Genomic DNA, 18,056 nt, shown 5'->3' on the forward strand with positions numbered 1-18,056 from the left:
AAGTGACTTCGGTTGCAAGTTCCTAGCGCAAACCAGAACCCCCGTCGGGTGGGTCCCGACGGGGGTTCTGGTCGCTGTGACGGCAGTAGTTGACGGCAACGTCAGAGGGCGAGGGCCGGGCAGGGTGGTGGTTCGTTGCCGCCGGAGTCCGGCGTTGAGGTCGAGGTCGTCCCAGTGGAGGCCAAGGAGTTAGCCCTTCCGAAGTCCGGTGCGCAGGGCGAGTTCGTACAGCGCCGGATTCACCGCGACCAGCGGCGGGTAATACAGATCGTTCCGACTGGATACCGATTCTCGAATCGGCCCGCACATCAATGTGATGACGGGTAAGGGTGCGTCGGTTCGAAAGTGGGCGATAAGGTTCCCTGGCGGGAGCATTTCGACGTGGTTGAGGCGGAACGTATGGCCGACGGTAGTTCTTATGGGAGTCACCCGGAATACCTTCCGGACTTCATGAATGACCCCCGTGACGATGATGGTCGGCAGGTGATGAAGCTGGATCCCGCCGAGAACCGCGCGCTGGCGGCAAAGACGCTGAGCAGATTTCCGGCTGCCACCGGCGACGTGATCAACTTCGAGTCCACTCCGTTCGAAGACCGCCTCTGGTGGGACGATGAGGAGCACTGGGCGAGGATGGCGGCGGAGCTGCTCTCCTCGTACGCACAGCGGGGCGAGTGGATCGCCGTCATCTGGGGCAACTATCTGATGCCGGCCGTGACCATGCCTGCAGATGTTGCGGTGCGACATGCGCGGGAGATCCTGGACGCCGGGCCGCACTTCTGGATCCACCCGCTTGAAAATTCGGTGCTCATCGAATGCCTCATGGATGGACAAGTGACGGTCGTGACGATTCCGTCAAGCTAGGTACAGAACCGGCGAGACCGCTGTTCGCCGCCAGGCGGCACAGCCCACTTCTGCTGACGACCTCTCACAGCCGGAGGCGCAGGACGGGGTCGGGCCTGCGGCGGAAGCCCAGCGAGACGTAGAGCGGCTCGGCCTCCGGGGACGCGCCCAGGTCGATCGTCGTCGCGCCGTGCTCCCGGAACCATTGCAGCAGCGCCTCCATGGTGGCCCTGGCCAGGCCCCGGCGCCGTTGGTCGGGGTCGGTGGCGACGCTGAACACGTACCCGTGGCGGCCCTCCGGGTTGGCCGGGCCGCCGATCCGGTACTCCAGGCTTCCGCAGGCGAGGGAGCACAGGCGGTCGGGGGACTCCGGGTGGTCCGCGACGAATGCCGCGAAAGACGGCTCGGGGTGCGCGAGTTGCTTGCGCAGGACCGGCAAGGACGCGGCGTGCCAGTCGGTGGTCCTGTCGGCCTGCTCCATGGAGTCGATCATCACTTGGCGGAGGCGCAGCACTTCCGGGGCGTCGGCAGCGGTCGCGCGCCGGATGGTTCCGTCGTTCATGCGGCGCACGATAGTTCCGTACGCAGGAAAACTCTTCCCGTTTCCGCTTGCTTCGAGCGCACTCCAGGGTTCTAGCGTGGGGGCATGACGGTGATCGACAGCAGTCCCGTACCCGACCGACCGAAGGTCGCCCCGCGACCCGGCTGGCTCAGCGGCGGCCACCCGCTCCCCGAGGGGCGCGACCACTACACGATCAGCGAGGTGGCCGAGGTCACCGGTCTCTCCGCGCACACCCTGCGCTGGTACGAGCGGATCGGCCTGATGCCGCATGTGGACCGCTCGCACACCGGCCAGCGCCGGTTCCGCAACGGGGACCTGGACTGGCTCGCGCTCGTCGGGAAGCTGCGGCTGACCGGGATGCCGGTCGCCGACATGGTGCGGTACGCGGAGCTGGTCCGCGAGGGCGAGCACACCTTCGAGGCTCGGCGGGAACTTCTGGAGGCGACCCGCCGGGACGTACGTGCCCGGATCGAGGAGCTGCGCGACACCCTTGCCGTACTCGACTACAAGATCGACCTGTACGCGGACGCCCGTCGGGCGTCGGAGAGGTACTGACACTTCCATGAGCACCGACCACCGCATCCCCACCACCCGCCTCGGCGGTCCCACCGGCCCCGAGGTCGGCGTCCAGGGCCTCGGCTGCATGGGCATGAGCTTCGCGTACGGGCCCACCGACGCCGCCGAGGCGCGGGCCACCCTGGAACGGGCGCTGGAACTGGGCGTCACGATGTACGACACGGCGGACGCCTACGGGGCCGGGGAGAACGAGACGTTCCTCGCGCCGTTCGTCGCCGCGCACCGGGACGAGATCACGATCGCCACCAAGTTCGGCCTGGCCGTCGACCCTGAGGACAACACGAAGCGGATCATCGACAACGACCCCGCCTACATCCGGCAGTGCGTCGACGACAGCCTCCGCCGGCTCGGCGTCGACGTCATCGACCTGTACTACATGCACCGGCGGGCCCTGCACGTGCCCGTCGAGGAGACGGTGGGGGTGATGGCCGAGCTGGTCGCGGCGGGCAAGGTCAAGCAGCTCGGGCTGAGCGAGGTCACCGGCGGTGAACTGCGGGCCGCGCAGGCCGTGCACCCGATCGCGGCCGTGCAGTCGGAGTGGTCGCTGTTCAGCAGGGACATCGAGGCGGGTGTCGTTCCGGCGGTCGCCGAGAGCGGCGCGACGCTCGTCGCGTACTCGCCGCTCGGGCGCGGCTTCCTCACCGGCGCGTTCGCCAGTGCCGAGAAGGACCTGGACGCCACCGACTTCCGCCGCCACCAGCCCCGCTTCAACGGCGCCAACGCGGAGGCCAACGGCGCGCTCCTCGACCCGGTGCGCGAGGTCGCCCGGACCCGGGGCGTCACGCTGGGCCAGGTCGCGTTGGCCTGGGTGCAGCAGCAGGCGCAGGTGCACGGGGTGGGCGTGGTGCCGATCCCGGGCACCCGCAGGCGCACCCGCGTCGAGGAGAACACCGCCGCCACGCAACTCGTGCTGAGCGCGAGCGAGCTGGCGCTCCTGGAACCGATCGCGGAACGGGTGGCGGGACCTCGGTACGCGGACATGACGTTCACGTCGGCGGGGCGTGAATAGGCACCGAGGGTAGGGGAGTTCGTACCCTTACCCGCCCTCACGTCAGCCCCAGGGCGAAGGCCGTGAAGCCCGCCGCGAGCAGTCCCGCGACTGCCCGGCGGGCCTTCGTCGTGCGCCCGGTCGTCTGCCCGGGGTGCTCGAAGACCCGCGCGTACTTCCCGATCACCACCAGCAGCACCGCGAACACCGGCAGCCACGCGAGCCGCGCCGCGATCCAGCCCAGCGTGACCGGGGCCTCCGTCAGGCCCGGGATCGTTCCGAGGTACGAGCCGGGGACGGCGGCAGCGAGCATCGCCGTCTGGTGCCAGCACAGGATGGTCATCGCGGAGAGGTTGATGACGACGACCGGGGCCCAGACGGCGGGGCGGCGCAGGAGCCGGGCGATCCGGTCGCGCAGGAGGACGGCCGCGCCGCTCTGGGCCGCGCCGAGCGCGAGGACGAGCAAGGACGGCGGGTGGGAGTTGGTGCGGGCCTGACCGGGGACGCCGACCATCGACGTCGGGTAGTGGAACGCGAGCAGGAGCGCGGCGAACAGCACGGTGCCCCCGGCGAGCAGGACGTAGGCGGCCTTGCGGCTCAGCTTCTTCTCGCCCCAGGCGACGCCCAGTTGGTAGGCGAAGAGCCAGCCGGGCAACAGGTTCAGCAGACTCAGCCAGGACGGCACGGAGTCCGCGTACGGGCCGTAGCGGAAAAAGTCGACGACCGCGACGGAGGCGATCAGCGGGAGCGCCGACCAGACGCCCGCGCGGCGGGCGGCGCGGACGCACAGCGGGGTGAGCGCGGTGATCGCCGCGTACACGCCGACGAACCACAGTGGCTGCACGACCAGTTTCGCTCCGGTGCGCAGGGTTGCTTCGGGCACGCCGAGCCCGTACAGCAGCGGCACCATGACCGCCCAGACGGCCGTCACCCCGAGCACGGGCCGTCCGAGCCGCACCAGTCGGCCCTTCAGCCATTCGCCGCTGCTGCCACTGCGCTTGTGGTACGAGAGGACGGACGCGTAGCCGCCGACGAGGAAGAAGATGCCGAGCATCTGGAGGAACCAGCTGGCGGGGGCGAGGCCGGAGAACGTGGCGAGGGGACTGGCGTTGTGCAGGGAGCCGGTGTCCGGGTTGACGGTGAAGCCGCCGAGCAGCCAGTGGCCGGTGGGGACGGCGAGGAGGGCGAGGGCGCGGAGCCCGTCGACGGCGCGGTCGCGGTGGGAGGGGGTCCGGGAGTCGATCCTCGCGGCGAGGGCGGAGAGGCTCATCGGGGGTCCTTGGGGGTGGGGTGGGACGGTGTGGGTGCGTGGCGGGTGGGGCGGGGTGCCGTGGCGGGTGTACGTGGGGCGGGCCGGGCGTGGGGCGGGGGTGCACGTCCGCTGAGGGGCCGCCCCCTTGCCCGCCCGTTCCGCCCTCGGGGGCGGCCCCGCCGCCCAAGGGGGCTATCGGGGCGCGGGGGTGTGGTGCTCTGCTATCGCCGCGAACGCACGCAGTGATTCGGTGCCCGGGGCGAAGTACCCGGTGTGTCCGTGTGCGGCGCCCGTCGGGACGGTGCGCGCGCCGAACTCGGGGGCCGCGGGGTCGGCCCCGTGCCCGAGCCCGAGCACCCGCACGTTCGGTACGTTGCCGATCCAGTCCGAGGGGTCCTTGGCCGCCCACACCCGGGCCCCGGTGCGCAGTCGGTCCGCGCTGTCGGCGTGCATGCCGGGTGAGGCGAGCGCCACGATGTCGGACGCGTCGAGCCGAGGGGCGGCGAGCCCGCACAGCACCGAGCCGTAGCTGTGGCAGAACACCGCCGGGTCGTTCACGCCCACCGCGTCCAGGCCGGCCGCGAACCGCACGAGGCGTTCGGCGCCCGCCGCCGCGAGCGAGCCCGAGGCCGCGTCGATCCCGACGCCGACGGGGGTGGTGTATCCGGTCCAGGCGACCACGGCGGTACGGTCGTTCGTCGCCGCGCGCAGGCTCTTGGCCATCCCCGCCGGCGTACCGTACGGGTCCTTCTTCCGGTCGTACGTCGCCGCGTCCATGTCCGAGCCGGGGACGACGACCGCCACGTGCGGCGCGCGCTTCAGGTCCCCGTACACCTCGGCGGCCTGGCCGCGGCCCCGGGGGTCGAAGGCGAGGATCTGCCGGCCGGAGGCGAGCAGCCTGCCGAAGCGGCCGTCGGCGGCGAGGGACCGCCGGTTGGCGTCGTACCGCAGCTCGACCGGCGCGCCGTCCAGGTTCCCGACCACGAGGGGGTGCCGACGGGCGAGTTCCCGCTGTCTCTCCGGGCGCAACCCGCGGAAGAAGTCGGCCACTTGGTGCGGCGTGCTGGCGGCCGGGTCGATCAGCCCCTCCTGCTGCCAGGCGGCCGTCCCGGGCGGCGGCCCCACCACGGCCGTCTGCGCATCGGCGGAGACCCACCCCGCGCTGCCCCCGACCACGGTCAGCGCGACCGCGACGGCGGCCAGCGTCCTCCTGAACCGGCGCATGCCCCATCCCCTCTCTCGTCCACTTCGCCGCCCGTGCCGGGCTCGATGGAGAGGAAGGTAGGAACAGGGCATGCGCCGGGGCGTCACACCACGGAGCCAACTCCTGTGTGATACCGCAGTACTGGAGGTTTTCCGCAGGTCAGAGGGTGGGGGTGGCCCCCGGGTGGGAGCGGGTGGCGGCCCCCCGAAGGGGTGGGGCGAGGGCCCCCGTCACCCCGCGTCGCCGGGTGCCACGAGGCCCGATTCGTACGCGAAGATGACGGCCTGCGCGCGGTCGCGCAGATCCAGTTTGGCCAGTACCCGCCCGATGTGCGTCTTCACGGTCTGCTCGGCGAGGATCAGCTGGTCCGCGATCTCCTGGTTGGACAGGCCGCGTGCGATCAGCTCCAGCACCTCCGTCTCGCGGGGCGTCAGCCCGTTCAGGCGCAGGGCCGGGTCGCGGCGCCGGCCGGGACGCTGCGCCGCGAAGTCCGCGATCAGGCGGCGGGTCACGGACGGAGCGAGCAGGGCGTCCCCGGCCGCCACCACCCGTACCGCCGCGATCAGATCGGCGGGCGGCGCGTCCTTCAGCAGGAAGCCGGAGGCCCCCGCGCGCAGCGCCTCGTAGACGTAGTCGTCGACGTCGAAGGTGGTCAGCATCAGCACCTTCGGCCGGTGCACCACCCCTGCCGGGGGGTTCAGGAGTTCCCGCGCGGCGGCCAGCCCGTCCATCTCCGGCATCCGTACGTCCATCAGCACGACGTCGGGATGCGTGCTGCGGCTGACGTCCACGCCCTGCCGGCCGTCGGGCGCCTCGCCCACCACGTCGATGTCGGCCTGCGCCGAGAGCAGGGCGGCGAATCCGGCCCGCACCATGGCCTGGTCGTCGACGATGATCACGCGGATGGTCATGGGTCGGGGGAGTCCTTCACTGTCGGGTTCGGCGGGGGAGCGGGGGTGGGGCGGGTGTCGTGAGGGCCGCGCGGAGCGTCGGCGTGGCCTTCGTCCAGGTCGGGTACGGGCGCCGATGCGGCGGCGGAGTCCGGCACCGGAGGCGTGGCCGCCCCCGCCGTCAGCGGCAGGCGTGCCGCGACCCGGAAACCGCCGTCCGGCAGCGGCCCGGTGTCCAGCGTGCCGCCGGTCAACCGTACGCGCTCGCGCATCCCGACCAGCCCGTGCCCACCGGCCCCCTTCGCCTCCACCCGCGCCCGCGAGGCCGGCGAACCCGGCTCCGGGGCGGGCCCGTTGACGACCAGCACCAGCAGGTCCGCCTCCTCCGCCCGTACCGACACCCGGGTCACCGCGCCCGGCGCGTGCCGCACCACGTTGGCGAGCGCCTCCTGCACGATCCGGTACGCCGACAGGTCCACCGCCTGCGGGACCGCCGTCCTGCCCGGCCCCGGGGCCAGTTCCGCCGCCATCGACAACTCGGCCGGCACCCCCGCCCGTACCGTCGCCTCCACCAACTGCTGCACCTTGCCCAGTCCCGGCTGCGGCGCCCGCTCCCCTGCGGTGCCCTCGCTGCGCAGCACCGCGAGCAGCCGGCGCATCTCCGTCAGCGACTCGCGGGCGCTGGAGGCGATCGACGCGAACTCCTCCGTCGCCTCGGCGGGCAGCCCGCTGATCCGGTACGGGGCGGAGTCGGCCTGCACCGTGATCATCGACATGTGGTGGGCGACCACGTCGTGCAACTCCCGTGCGATGCGAGTCCGTTCCTCCAGCAGGGTGCGCCGGGCCCGTTCCGCCTCGCTGATGGTCTCCTGCTCCACCAGCCGGCGCTGTGCCTCTCCGCGCTCGCGCAGTGCCCCGCCGATGACCAGTACCACCCCGCTCAGCACGATCGTGAGCACGTTGGTGCCGTCGCTGGCCTCGGGGAGGAACTGTCCCAGGGTGATGCCCGCGACCACCGTGCACAGCCACGCCCCGATCAAAGCCTTCCTGCGTTCCCGCAGGGCGAGGGCGAAGAGCAGGAAGAGCATGCCGACGATGGTCGGCGCGGGCCACGGCCAGATCGCCTTTCCCGCCTCGACGGGCGCGCGGAGCAGGAAGAGGCTGCCGACCACACCGGACGGGAAGACGATCCACCACGCCTGGAGCGGCCGGTGCGTCATCATCAGCAGCGGCAGCACCTGCAACGCCGCCAGCGCCGACGCGACGCCGCCCGGCACGTCGTAGTCCTGGGTCAGCACGGTGATCGAGGTGGGGAGGAGCACGGCGGTGACCGCGAGGACCACGCCGTACGGCAGCAACCGCTGCCAGCGCCTGGGCGCGCCCGCCAGCAGGGGGGTCGGCGGGTGCGAGGGGTGGGTGAGGGCGTGGCGGAGTTCGCGCAGATTGCGTGCGGCCGCGCCGAACAACCCCTCCACGGGAAGGCCGGCGGTGGGCGGGCCGTCCGGCTTCGGCGGGGCCGCGGGCGGCGGGGGACGGCGAGGAGGTGACGGAATCGGTTCTCTCATGGCTTCCCCAGCGTAGGCAGCGCACCCGTTTCCCCACGTCATACCGTGGTTCGGTCCCTGCCCTCATACCCTGGTACCAGGCCCCCCGCAGGCCCCGGCTACAACTCCGACAGCAGCTCGGCCTTCTTCGCGCCGAACTCCTCGTCGGTCACCAGCCCCGCCTCGTGCAGCTCCCCGAGGTGCCTGATCCGCTCCGCGATGTCGGCCGGGTCCCGTCGTGCCGCGCCGAGCGCGCCCATCCGGCGGGGCACGACCGCGGTGTCCGACGGCGCCGGGCCCCGTTCGGAGACGCCCGCGGGCACCGTGCTGCGTACCGCGGCCAGCACCGCCGCCGCGAAGGGCAGCGACTCGTGCACCGGGCCGTAGCCCAGCCCGAACACCACCGCGGCCGGGTCCTGGTCGGCCGGACCGGCGCCGCTGCCGTCCACGTCGTCCCGCAACAGCATCCGCAGGTGCCCGTTGAAGACGTCGGGCGAGCGCCACTCGACCCCGCTCAGCGACGCGACCGGAAAGCTCTGGTCGCCGACCTTCCACTTCGCCGACGACGCGCCCGTCCAGAACCAACGGAAGGTCACCTGCGCACCGTCGAAGCCGGCCTTGCCGTCGTAGGCCTTGAACTGGAGCGGCCCCTCGGGCGCCGCCACCAGGAACCGGTCCGGGGGCCCCGCGTCGCCGACGCGCGCGGCGGCTGCCCGTACCCGCTCCCGCAGTTCGTCCGCGTAGTACTCGGCGAGCACCTCGCGTTCCGCGGGAAGCACCAGCCGGTAGGGGTCGCAGCCCTCCTTGAGCTGTCCGGCCGCCGCGTCCATCAGCGGGTCGGCGCCCGGTCTCGGTACCGCGTGCAGCACGACCGTGCCGCGCTTGCCCTGCGTCAGCGTCACGTCGGCCAGCGCCTCGTGCGGGATGCGCCGCTCGCCGAGCGCGGACAGAAGTTTCGGCGTACGTATCCCCCGTTCGAAGCGGATGAGCACGGAGTCGCCGTCGAACTCCCAGGTGGCATGAATACCGGCCAGCACATCACCCATGCGGCTCATCGTATGCGGCACCCGCCCGGACGTCGCCCCTCGGCGGCCACCCCGATTTCCCGTTCGCCACGCGCGTCGGACACCTCACACATCGCCGTCCCCGCCCTGTTCGTCGATTCCGTCGCGGCAGGAGTCCCCGCCGCCCGCGCAGCTCAGCCCGTCGTACGCGCCGACGCCGATCCGCGCGAAGTTGCCGATGCTCTCGGTGCCCGGCACGAAGTAGCCGGTGTGGCCGACGGCGTCCGCCGCCGACAGCACCCGGGCCCCGAACTCCGCCGACACCGGGTCCGTGCCGTGCCCCACCCCGCCGACCTCCAGGTAGGGCACGCCCTGGATCCAGTCGTCCGCATCGCGCATCGCCCACACCCGCGCCGTCGTGCCCAGTTCCGCCGCGGAGTCCGCCCGCATCCCCGGGCTGCCCGAGACGGCTATGTCGGTGACCCGCTCCGGCAGCTGCCGTGCCGCGACCCCGCACACCACCGACCCGTAGCTGTGGCAGAACAACGACACCGGCACGTCCGGCCCCCGCCCGGAGCCCGGCAGCGCCCGGGTCAGGGCGGCCAGCCGCCGCGCCCCCGCCTGCGCCGCGGCGCCGACCATGGCGTCCATGCCGAGGCCGGTGGGCGCGGTGTAGTCGGCCCACGCGATGACCGCGACCGGTTTGCCGGGGGCCGCCTCGCGTTCCGCGGCGTACAGCGACTTCGCCATCCCCACCGGGGAGGAGTAACGCAGGTAGGTCCGCTCGAAGTTGACGACGTTGGTGTCGACGCCGGGTACGACGACCGAGATCCGCGACGCCCGGTCCAGGTCGCCGAAGACCTCCGCGACCCGGCCGCCGCCCGCCGGGTCGAACGCGAGCACCTGGCGGTGCGGGCGCAGCAGCGCGGCGAACCGGTGCATGCGCCGGTCGGCGTCCTGACGTCCGGCCCGGGAGACCTTCGGGTTCGCCATCCGGCGCAGTTCGGTCGCCTTCGACTGGGCCAGCGCCAGCCGGTTCGCCGCGAAACGCAGCCCCACGGGGGCGCCGTTGAGGTTGCCGACGACCAGCGGGTACGCCTCCACGAGGCGCTTTCGCTGCGGTGCGGACAACGCGTCGAAGAAGTGGGCCACCCGCTGCGGCGGGCCCTGCGGGTCGGGGAGCCGACGGCCGTCGACGCGGTCGTGCTGCCAGGCCGCGAACGCCTCCTTGAGGGAGACGTCGGGGTCGTGCCGCTCACGGACGGCGGTCCAGCCGGTGGTCGCGAGCATCACGAACACCACGGCCAGGGCCAGCAGTGTCCGCCACGTGGTCGCAGAGGGGGAGGGGTCGAAGGAAGTCACTGCGGGCCAACTTAAACGACCTGTCGCGGCCCGTGCATATTCCGTGACGCGGATCACGTTTCGATAAAGGTGTGAAGGTCAGGGCAGATGTGGGGGACTCTGCGGGCCACCCGGCGCGCTGTGGCCGCTCCCCGCGGCCCCCCCGCCGTCAGCGGTGCCGGACCGCCGCCAGTTTCCGGCCAGCGCGGGGCCCAGCTGGTCCAGGCAGTGGACGGTCAGCTCGCGGATGGCGGGCAGGCTCGCGTCCTCGCGCTGTCCCCACATCCGTCCGGTGAGCCGCATCACCCCGCCGAAGGCGGCCACCACGATCCGCGGACGCGGGTCCTCGTCGACGTCGAGCCCCTCCCGCTCCGCGACGACGGCCGCCAGCGCGTCCTCCACCTCCGTGGAGCGGCGCAGATGGACCGCGAGCAGCGCCGGGGTGGACTCGATCATCTGGTAGGCCCGCATGTGCAGCTCGATCGGCACCACGGCCTCGATCGCCTCGCCCACCGAGTCCCAGGCCAGGGTGACGGCGTTGCGCAGAGCCGTCAGCGGATCCTCCTCGGCGGGCCGGGCGCGCACCGCGTCCAGGAACCGGGCCTCCACCATCGACACGACGGTGAAGGCGACCTCCTCCTTGGAGGAGAAGTAGCGGAAGAAGGTGCGCTGCGAGACGTCGACGGCGTCCGCGATCTCGTCGACGGTCGTGTGCTCGTAGCCCTGCGTGGTGAACAGTTCGAGCGCGACCCGCAGCAGCGCGTTGCGGGTGCGCTGCTTCTTGCGCTCGCGCAGGCCGTGCGCCCGGGGCGTTCCCGGGGCCGCCGCATCCCGTTGGTCCGCCATCCGTCTGGGCCCTGTTCCTTTGGGTTTTCCTGGGCTCGGCCAGGGGATTTGTCCCGCTCAGCCTACCTGTGAGCTACGTGACAGTTACCGGCTTGTGAATTGGTTCGTCAAGTGTCAGTGACTGACACTAATCTGGAAAGATGACTGCACAGACCACGCTCGACAAGGTGCCGCCGGGCCCGGACCCCGTACCGCAGAAGGCCGGAGGGCTTCGCGGCCACCCGTGGCTGACGCTCTTCGCCGTGGCGATCGGCGTGATGATGGTCGCCCTCGACGGCACGATCGTCGCCATCGCCAACCCCGCCATCCAGCACGACCTCCAGGCGACCCTCGCCGACGTCCAGTGGATCACCAACGGCTATCTGCTCGCGCTCGCCGTCGCGCTCATCACCGCGGGCAAGCTCGGCGACCGCTTCGGCCACCGGCAGACCTTCCTCATAGGCATCGCGGGCTTCGCCGTGTCCTCCGCCGCGATCGGCTTCTCCAAGGAGATCGGCCTGGTCATCGCCTTCCGCGTGCTCCAGGGCCTGTTCGGCGCACTGCTCATGCCCGCCGCGCTCGGCCTGCTGCGCGCCACCTTCCCGGCCGAGAAGCTGAACATGGCGATCGGCATCTGGGGCATGGTCATCGGTGCCTCCACCGCCGGTGGCCCGATCGTCGGCGGCCTGCTCGTCGAGCACGTCTCCTGGCAGTCCGTCTTCTTCATCAACGTCCCCGTCGGCATCCTCGCCCTCATCTTCGGCCTGGTGGTGCTGCGCGACCACCGCGCCGAGAACGCCCCGCGCTCCTTCGACATCCCCGGCATCCTGCTGCTCTCCGGCGCGATGGGCGCACTCGTCTACGGACTCATCAAGGCGGGCGAGTCCTGGGGCTGGGGCGGTGTGAACACCTGGCTGTGCGTCGGCGGTTCGGTCGTCCTCTTCGTCCTCTTCGCCCTCTGGGAGACCAAGGCGAGGGAGCCGCTGATCCCGCTGGCCATGTTCCGTTCCGTGCCGCTGTCGGCCGGTGTGGTCCTCATGGTGCTGATGGCGTTCGCGTTCATGGGCGGCCTGTTCTTCGTGACGTTCTACCTCCAGGGCGTGCACGGCCTGAGCCCGGTCGACAGCGGACTGCACCTGCTGCCGCTCACCGGCATGATGATCGTCTCCTCGCCCCTCGCGGGCCTGGCGATCACCAAGTTCGGGCCGCGGGTACCGCTGGTCGGCGGCATGGTGTGCACCGCCACCGCCATGTTCGGGATGTCCCAGCTGGACGCGGGCTCCGGCACCCTGACCATGTCGCTGTGGTTCGGGCTGCTCGGACTCGGCCTGGCACCGGTCATGGTCGGCGCGACCGAGGTCATCGTCGGCAACGCGCCGCTGGAGCTGTCCGGCGTGGCCGGTGGCCTCCAGCAGGCGGGCATGCAGGTCGGCGGCGCACTCGGCACGGCCGTCCTCGGCGCGGTGATGTCCTCGCGCGTCAACGCCGAGTTCGCGGGCAACTGGAAGGACGCCGGCATTCCGGCCCCGCCGTCGCCGCAGCTGGAACAGGCCGCCGAGTTCGGCATGGTCCCCCAGGCACTGGCCAAGGCGCCGGGCATGACGCCCGAGGGCTTCAAGGCGATCTCCGACGTCATCCATGACACGTTCGTGTCGGGCATGGGCTTCGCCTTCACCGTCGCCGGAAGTGTCGCCGTGGTCGCGGCCGTCGTCGCCCTCTTCACCAAGCGCGGCGCGAACGCCGACGCGGCGGGCGGCGGAGTCCACATCTGAGGCACCGCATTCCGCCGTGCGCACGCTCACGGAGGCGTCAACTCCGCGCCCGTACAGCCCCGCCGGACCGGTTCCGGCGGGGCTGTCGCCTATCCGGGTGATCCGTCGCAGGGCCTCTTCCGCGCCCCCGTTCGCGCAGGTCACCGTGGACGCATTCGATCCACGCGACTCCGGGGGGACCTCATGAACACGATCCGCACGACCGCGCTCACCGCCGCTCTGACGGCCACCGCCCTGCTGCCCCTGGCTGCCGCACCCGCCAGTGCCGCCGCACCCGTACCCACCAGCGCCACAGCACCCGCGACAGCCGTCGCACCCGCGACCGCCGCACCCGTCGCAGCTCCGGCTCCCGCCGGCGTCCAGCTCGGGGCCTGCGCCGTCGGCGAGTTCTGCCTCTGGCACAAGCCCGACTTCAAGGGCAAGCGGTACGCCCACGAGCTGGCCGGCACGGACATCGAGTCCTGTGTGCCGCTGCCGCCCGGCGCCGACGCCCAGGCCCTCGCCAACCGCACCGGCCGCCCCGTCACCACCTATCAGTCGGCCGAGTGCGCGGAGAGCGGCGAGTTCGACACATATCCCGGCAGCGGCAGCTGGGTGCCCCGCTCCCCGTACAAGGTGCGGGCGTTCAAGGTGTGGGAGAACTGACGTCCGGCCCGGAAGACCGCTGGGCGACCGGCGGCTCCGCGGCGCTCAGCCGGCCGATCTCCGCCCGCAGCTCGCCGACCTCGCGGGTCAGTGCTTCGAGGAGAGCCGTCTGACGGCGCTCGTGGGCGTCGTCCCGCTCGAACCGGGAGATGAACCAGGCGGCGATGTTCGCGGTCACCACGCCGAGCAGGGCGATCCCCGACAGCATCAGCCCGACGGCGAGGACCCGCCCCAGGCCGGTGGTGGGGGAGTGGTCCCCGTACCCGACCGTGGTCATCGTGGTGAACGACCACCAGACCGCGTCACCCAGCGTCTCGATGTTCCCCTCCGGCGCGTCCCGCTCGACCTCCAGGACCGCCAGGGAACCAAACATCAGCAGCCCGACCACGGCGCCGCCCACATGGGCGGTCAGGCCGATCTGCGAGGCCATCCGCGCCCTGTGCCCGGCCAGCAGCAGCGTCGACACCAGCCGCAGCAGTCGCAGCGGCCGAAGCATCGGCAGCAGTACGGCGAGCAGGTCCAGCGGATGGCTGCGGACGAAGAGCCACTTCGCGGGGGCCAGCACGAGCCGTACGAGGTAGTCCGCGGCGAAGGCCGCCCACACCACCCACTCCGTCACGGAACAGGCCAGGTGCAACCCGGCGGGGGCGTCCGGCGCGACGATCGGCACGGCGTACGCGACGGCGAAGGCGACAGCGAGGGCCAGCAGCGGGTTCTGGGTGTGCCGCTCCCACCTGACCTGAGCGGTTTGCTGCTTCATGCCCGGCATCGTAGAGAACGCGCGAGGGCGGCGGGACCCTCGGGTCCCGCCGCCCTCGCTCACCGTGTCATGCGTTTACGCGTCGCCGCCGGCCGCACCCGGGTCGGCCGCCGTCACGTCGAGCAGCCGGTAGCGGTCCACCGCCTGCTTCAGCGCGGAACGGTCGATCTTCCCCTGCTTGGCCAGCTCGGAGAGCGTCGCCAGGACGATCGACTGGGCGTCGATGTGGAAGTAGCGACGGGCCGCGCCCCGCGTGTCGGCGAAACCGAAGCCGTCCGCACCGAGCGAGGTGTACGCACCCGGCACCCAGCGCGAGATCTGGTCCGGAACCGCACGCATCCAGTCGGAGACCGCCACGAACGGCCCCTCGGCGCCGTCGAGCTTCCGCGTCACGTACGGCACGCGGATCTCTTCCTCGGGGTGCAGGAGGTTGTGCTCCTCGCACTCCACGGCGTCGCGGCGCAGCTCGTTCCAGGACGTCGCGGACCAGATGTCGGCCTTGACGTTCCACTCGTCGGCGAGGATCTGCTGCGCCTCGACCGCCCACGGCACCGCGACACCGGACGCCATGAGCTGCGCCGGGATCTCGCCCTTCGTACCGGTGCTGTAGCGGTAGATGCCCTTGAGGATGCCCTCGGCGTCCACGTTCTCCGGCTCGGCCGGGTGCTGGATCGGCTCGTTGTAGACGGTCAGGTAGTAGAAGACGTCCTCGGCGTTCTCGCCGTACATCCGCTTCAGGCCGTCCTGGACGATGTGCGCGATCTCGTACCCGAAGGCCGGGTCGTACGACACGCAGCCCGGGTTGGTGGACGCGAGCAGCTGCGAGTGGCCGTCGGCGTGCTGGAGACCCTCACCGGTCAGCGTCGTACGGCCGGCGGTCGCACCCAGTACGAAACCGCGCGAGAGCTGGTCGGCCATCTGCCAGAACTGGTCGCCGGTGCGCTGGAAACCGAACATCGAGTAGAAGACGTACACCGGGATCAGCGGCTCGCCGTGCGTCGCGTACGCCGAACCCGCGGCGATCAGCGAGGCCGTGCAGCCCGCTTCGGAGATGCCGTCGTGCAGCATCTGGCCGGTCGGCGACTCCTTGTAGGCGAGCAGCAGTTCGCGGTCCACGGACTCGTACTGCTGACCGAGCGGGTTGTAGATCTTCGCGCTCGGGAAGAACGCGTCCATGCCGAAGGTGCGGTACTCGTCGGGCGCGATCAGCACGAAACGCTTGCCGATCTCCTTGTCCCGCATGAGGTCCTTGAGGACGCGGACGAATGCCATGGTCGTGGCGATCGACTGCGTGCCGGAGCCCTTCTTCGCGGCCGCGTACGTCTTCTCCCCGGGCAGCGGCAGGGGCTTGGCGCGCACCACCCGGCTCGGCACGTAACCGCCCAGGCTCTTGCGGCGGTCGTGCATGTACTGGATCTCCTCCGAGTCGCGGCCCGGGTGGTAGTACGGCGGCGCGCCGCTCTCCAGCTCCTTGTCGGCGATCGGGATGTGCAGCCGGTCACGGAAGCGCTTGAGGTCGTCCGCGGTCAGCTTCTTCATCTGGTGCGTGGCGTTGCGGCCCTCGAAGTTCGGCCCCAGCGTCCAGCCCTTGACCGTCTGCGCGAGGATCACGGTCGGCTGGCCCTTGTGCGCCTTGGCCGCCGCGTACGCCGCGTACACCTTCTTGTGGTCGTGGCCGCCGCGTCCCAGGTGCAGGATCTGCTCGTCCGACATGTCCTTGACCATGTCGCGCAGCCGCTGGTCGTCACCGAAGAAGTGCTCGCGGATGTACGCGCCGGTCTCGGTGGCGTACGTCTGGAACTGGCCGTCCGGGGTCGTGTTGAGCTTGTTGACCAGGATGCCGGTGCGGTCCTGCGCGAGCAGCGGGTCCCAGGAACGGTCCCAGACCAGCTTGATGACGTTCCAGCCGGCCCCGCGGAACTGCGACTCCAGCTCCTGGATGACCTTGCCGTTGCCGCGCACCGGGCCGTCGAGGCGCTGGAGGTTGCAGTTGACGACGAAGGTCAGGTTGTCCAGGCCCTCGCGGGCGGCGATGGACAGCTGGCCGAGCGACTCGGGCTCGTCCATCTCGCCGTCGCCCAGGTACGCCCACACGTGCGACTTGGAGGTGTCGGCGATGCCGCGCGCCTCCATGTACCGGTTCATCCGGGCCTGGTAGATGGCGCCGAGGGGGCCGAGGCCCATCGAGACGGTCGGGAACTCCCAGAAGTCCGGCATCAGCCGCGGGTGGGGGTACGAGGACAGACCGTCGGGGAACTTCGACTTCTCCTGGCGGAACGCGTCGAGCTGCGCCTCGGTCAGCCGGTCCAGCAGGAACGCGCGGGCGTAGATGCCCGGCGAGGCGTGCCCCTGGAAGAAGATCTGGTCGCCGCCGTCGCCGTCGTCCTTGCCGCGGAAGAAGTGGTTGAAGCCCACGTCGTACAGCGAGGCGGAGGAGGCGAAGGTGGCGATGTGGCCGCCGACGCCGATGCCGGGCCGCTGGGCCCGGGAGACCATCACGGCCGCGTTCCAGCGGGTCGCGTTGAGGACCTTGCGCTCGATCTCCTCGTCGCCCGGGAAGAACGGCTCGTCCTTGGTCGCGATCGTGTTGACGTAGTCCGTGCTGCGCATCTCGGGCACGGCCACGCGCTTCTCGCGGGCGCGCTCGATCAGGCGGAGCATCAGATAGCGGGCGCGTTCGCGGCCCCGCTCGTCGACGGCCGCATCAAGCGAGTCGAGCCATTCCTGGGTCTCCTCGGGATCGAAATCCGGGACCTGGCTCGGCAGGCCGCCAATGATGATCGGGTTGCGATCGGATCCGGAAGCCACGCTGTTCCTTCACTCGTAGGGAAATGACCACACATGCGGGTGCCAGTGAGGAGGCGCCAGTGGGGGTCACTGAGCTGTCACTGTCTGGGTGTCGCGCCGCTGTCCATCGTGTACCCAGGGGACGTAAACGTCATCTCTACCGCGGGGTAACCCTCGTCGAGCGCCGACCCCCGGCCGGTGCCCGTGCAGGCGACATCGACCAAATCGCAACCTTACGCCCAACCCGTTCATGCGTTTCGTAAGACCGTTCGCCCCCGATTGGCGCACTGAAGCCGCAAAACATCAGGAAGCGTACGTAAGGGTGTGGGATGAATCACTGCGGCCCCCCGAGGGGCCGTCAGGAGTTGCGGTGCGGGTGCCCCATCCGTCACCGTTTCGGCGGTCCGGGCGGCCGGGTACTTGCGCGATCGGTCCCGCCCGTGTGGACTACGGCCAATGCCGCGCACGCGCGCGGCTCAGGCACATTGCTGAAAAAGCACTTCCCGAAAAAAGATCAGGAGGCAATCCGTGAGCGCGACCGCGGACCACGCGGAGGAGCGGACCAACCCTGCCGCGAGGCTGGGTTTCCAGCCCGAGCAGGTGGTCCAGGAGATCGGCTTCGACGACGATGTCGATCAGGAGCTCCGCGAAGCCATCGAGGAGATCATCGGCGGCGAACTCGTCGACGAGGACTACGACGACGTGGCCGACGCCGTCGTCCTGTGGTTCAGGGACGAGGACGGCGACCTGACGGACGCGTTGGTGGATGCCACGCAGCTCGTCGACGACGGTGGCACCGTCTGGCTGATGACCCCCAAGACCGGCCGTGACGGCTATGTCGAACCGAGCGACATCAACGAAGCCGCACAGACCGCCGGTCTCTCGCAGACCAAGAGCATCAACGCGGGCAAGGACTGGACGGGCAGCCGCCTGGTCACCCCGAAGGCGGCGAAGTCCGGCAAGCGCTAGCAGCCGGAACGACCTCATGAGCGGTACGAAGGGCCCCCTCCGGCGCAGGCCGGCGGGGGCCCTTTGCGTAGGCTCGTCCCGAACGGTCCCCACGGCG

The 18,056-nt window shown here is 71.1% G+C and carries 16 protein-coding genes; 6 read left to right on the plus strand and 10 right to left on the minus strand.

Going from position 1 to position 18,056, the window contains the following annotated elements; all coding sequences use genetic code 11:
• Positions 1 to 345: 345 nt before the first annotated feature.
• Positions 346 to 861 (plus strand): hypothetical protein, encoded by a 516-nt coding sequence (locus ACQPZG_RS24275; RefSeq protein ID WP_433547834.1) that lies wholly within the window; start codon positions 346 to 348, stop codon positions 859 to 861.
• A 64-nt stretch (positions 862 to 925) separates the two neighbouring features.
• Here ACQPZG_RS24275 and ACQPZG_RS24280 read toward each other — a convergent pair whose 3' ends face one another.
• Positions 926 to 1,402 (minus strand): GNAT family N-acetyltransferase, encoded by a 477-nt coding sequence (locus tag ACQPZG_RS24280; RefSeq protein ID WP_433547835.1) that lies wholly within the window; start codon positions 1,400 to 1,402, stop codon positions 926 to 928.
• An 84-nt stretch (positions 1,403 to 1,486) separates the two neighbouring features.
• Between ACQPZG_RS24280 and ACQPZG_RS24285 the strand changes: the two genes are divergently transcribed.
• Positions 1,487 to 1,957: a MerR family transcriptional regulator gene (locus tag ACQPZG_RS24285; RefSeq protein ID WP_433547836.1), complete on the plus strand. Its 471-nt coding sequence runs from the start codon at positions 1,487 to 1,489 to the stop codon at positions 1,955 to 1,957.
• 7 nt (positions 1,958 to 1,964) lie between these two features.
• The gene (locus ACQPZG_RS24290) at positions 1,965 to 2,987 is read left to right on the plus strand and encodes an aldo/keto reductase (RefSeq protein ID WP_433547837.1); all 1,023 of its coding nucleotides are present in this window, start codon (positions 1,965 to 1,967) and stop codon (positions 2,985 to 2,987) included.
• Positions 2,988 to 3,024: 37 nt separating this feature from the next.
• On the opposite strand, the gene ACQPZG_RS24295 is transcribed toward ACQPZG_RS24290, so the two are convergent.
• From ACQPZG_RS24295 to ACQPZG_RS24325, 7 genes are all read right to left on the minus strand, one after another.
• On the minus strand, positions 3,025 to 4,236 hold the full coding sequence (locus ACQPZG_RS24295) for an acyltransferase family protein (RefSeq protein WP_433547838.1): 1,212 nt from the start codon (positions 4,234 to 4,236) through the stop codon (positions 3,025 to 3,027).
• Between the two features lie 174 nt (positions 4,237 to 4,410).
• Entirely contained in the window at positions 4,411 to 5,442 is a 1,032-nt protein-coding gene (locus ACQPZG_RS24300) for an alpha/beta hydrolase (protein ID WP_433547839.1), read from the minus strand.
• 210 nt (positions 5,443 to 5,652) lie between these two features.
• Entirely contained in the window at positions 5,653 to 6,333 is a 681-nt protein-coding gene (locus ACQPZG_RS24305; protein WP_433547840.1) for a response regulator, read from the minus strand.
• On the minus strand, positions 6,330 to 7,877 hold the full coding sequence (locus ACQPZG_RS24310) for a sensor histidine kinase (protein ID WP_433547841.1): 1,548 nt from the start codon (positions 7,875 to 7,877) through the stop codon (positions 6,330 to 6,332). Before ACQPZG_RS24310 ends, ACQPZG_RS24305 begins: the two co-directional genes overlap by 4 nt.
• A gap of 98 nt (positions 7,878 to 7,975) precedes the next feature.
• Positions 7,976 to 8,902 (minus strand): DUF4429 domain-containing protein, encoded by a 927-nt coding sequence (locus tag ACQPZG_RS24315; protein WP_433547842.1) that lies wholly within the window; start codon positions 8,900 to 8,902, stop codon positions 7,976 to 7,978.
• A gap of 84 nt (positions 8,903 to 8,986) precedes the next feature.
• Entirely contained in the window at positions 8,987 to 10,222 is a 1,236-nt protein-coding gene (locus ACQPZG_RS24320; RefSeq protein WP_433547843.1) for an alpha/beta hydrolase, read from the minus strand.
• Positions 10,223 to 10,300: 78 nt separating this feature from the next.
• Positions 10,301 to 11,047: a TetR family transcriptional regulator gene (locus ACQPZG_RS24325; protein ID WP_433547844.1), complete on the minus strand. Its 747-nt coding sequence runs from the start codon at positions 11,045 to 11,047 to the stop codon at positions 10,301 to 10,303.
• A 140-nt stretch (positions 11,048 to 11,187) separates the two neighbouring features.
• Here ACQPZG_RS24325 and ACQPZG_RS24330 point away from each other — a divergent pair, with 140 nt between their 5' ends.
• Positions 11,188 to 12,798, plus strand: a complete 1,611-nt coding sequence (locus ACQPZG_RS24330; RefSeq protein ID WP_433547845.1) for an MFS transporter — start codon at positions 11,188 to 11,190, stop codon at positions 12,796 to 12,798.
• A gap of 192 nt (positions 12,799 to 12,990) precedes the next feature.
• Complete coding sequence (locus ACQPZG_RS24335; RefSeq protein ID WP_433549526.1) at positions 12,991 to 13,443, plus strand: peptidase inhibitor family I36 protein; 453 nt, start codon at positions 12,991 to 12,993, stop codon at positions 13,441 to 13,443.
• Here ACQPZG_RS24335 and ACQPZG_RS24340 read toward each other — a convergent pair.
• The gene (locus tag ACQPZG_RS24340) at positions 13,424 to 14,203 is read right to left on the minus strand and encodes a potassium channel family protein (protein WP_433547846.1); all 780 of its coding nucleotides are present in this window, start codon (positions 14,201 to 14,203) and stop codon (positions 13,424 to 13,426) included. The two genes, ACQPZG_RS24335 and ACQPZG_RS24340, sit on opposite strands and share 20 nt — an antisense overlap.
• Before the next feature lie 75 nt (positions 14,204 to 14,278).
• Positions 14,279 to 17,011: a pyruvate dehydrogenase (acetyl-transferring), homodimeric type gene (aceE, locus tag ACQPZG_RS24345; protein WP_433547847.1), complete on the minus strand. Its 2,733-nt coding sequence runs from the start codon at positions 17,009 to 17,011 to the stop codon at positions 14,279 to 14,281.
• A 507-nt stretch (positions 17,012 to 17,518) separates the two neighbouring features.
• Here aceE and ACQPZG_RS24350 point away from each other — a divergent pair.
• The gene (locus ACQPZG_RS24350; protein WP_433547848.1) at positions 17,519 to 17,959 is read left to right on the plus strand and encodes a DUF3052 domain-containing protein; all 441 of its coding nucleotides are present in this window, start codon (positions 17,519 to 17,521) and stop codon (positions 17,957 to 17,959) included.
• Positions 17,960 to 18,056: the final 97 nt, after the last annotated feature.

Origin of the sequence: Streptomyces sp. CA-294286, assembly GCF_050947155.1 — a bacterium.
GTDB lineage: Bacteria > Actinomycetota > Actinomycetes > Streptomycetales > Streptomycetaceae > Streptomyces.

What these genes read in the sequence shown, in the direction of transcription:
- ACQPZG_RS24300 (WP_433547839.1), bottom strand. Translation starts at nt 5,442, where the DNA reads ATGCGCCGGTTCAGGAGGACGCTGGCCGCCGTCGCGGTCGCGCTGACC.
- ACQPZG_RS24340 (WP_433547846.1), bottom strand. Translation starts at nt 14,203, where the DNA reads ATGAAGCAGCAAACCGCTCAGGTCAGGTGGGAGCGGCACACCCAGAAC.
- ACQPZG_RS24285 (WP_433547836.1), top strand. Translation starts at nt 1,487, where the DNA reads ATGACGGTGATCGACAGCAGTCCCGTACCCGACCGACCGAAGGTCGCC.
- ACQPZG_RS24280 (WP_433547835.1), bottom strand. Translation starts at nt 1,402, where the DNA reads ATGAACGACGGAACCATCCGGCGCGCGACCGCTGCCGACGCCCCGGAA.
- ACQPZG_RS24330 (WP_433547845.1), top strand. Translation starts at nt 11,188, where the DNA reads ATGACTGCACAGACCACGCTCGACAAGGTGCCGCCGGGCCCGGACCCC.
- ACQPZG_RS24295 (WP_433547838.1), bottom strand. Translation starts at nt 4,236, where the DNA reads ATGAGCCTCTCCGCCCTCGCCGCGAGGATCGACTCCCGGACCCCCTCC.
- ACQPZG_RS24290 (WP_433547837.1), top strand. Translation starts at nt 1,965, where the DNA reads ATGAGCACCGACCACCGCATCCCCACCACCCGCCTCGGCGGTCCCACC.
- ACQPZG_RS24310 (WP_433547841.1), bottom strand. Translation starts at nt 7,877, where the DNA reads ATGAGAGAACCGATTCCGTCACCTCCTCGCCGTCCCCCGCCGCCCGCG.
- ACQPZG_RS24305 (WP_433547840.1), bottom strand. Translation starts at nt 6,333, where the DNA reads ATGACCATCCGCGTGATCATCGTCGACGACCAGGCCATGGTGCGGGCC.
- ACQPZG_RS24315 (WP_433547842.1), bottom strand. Translation starts at nt 8,902, where the DNA reads ATGGGTGATGTGCTGGCCGGTATTCATGCCACCTGGGAGTTCGACGGC.
- ACQPZG_RS24325 (WP_433547844.1), bottom strand. Translation starts at nt 11,047, where the DNA reads ATGGCGGACCAACGGGATGCGGCGGCCCCGGGAACGCCCCGGGCGCAC.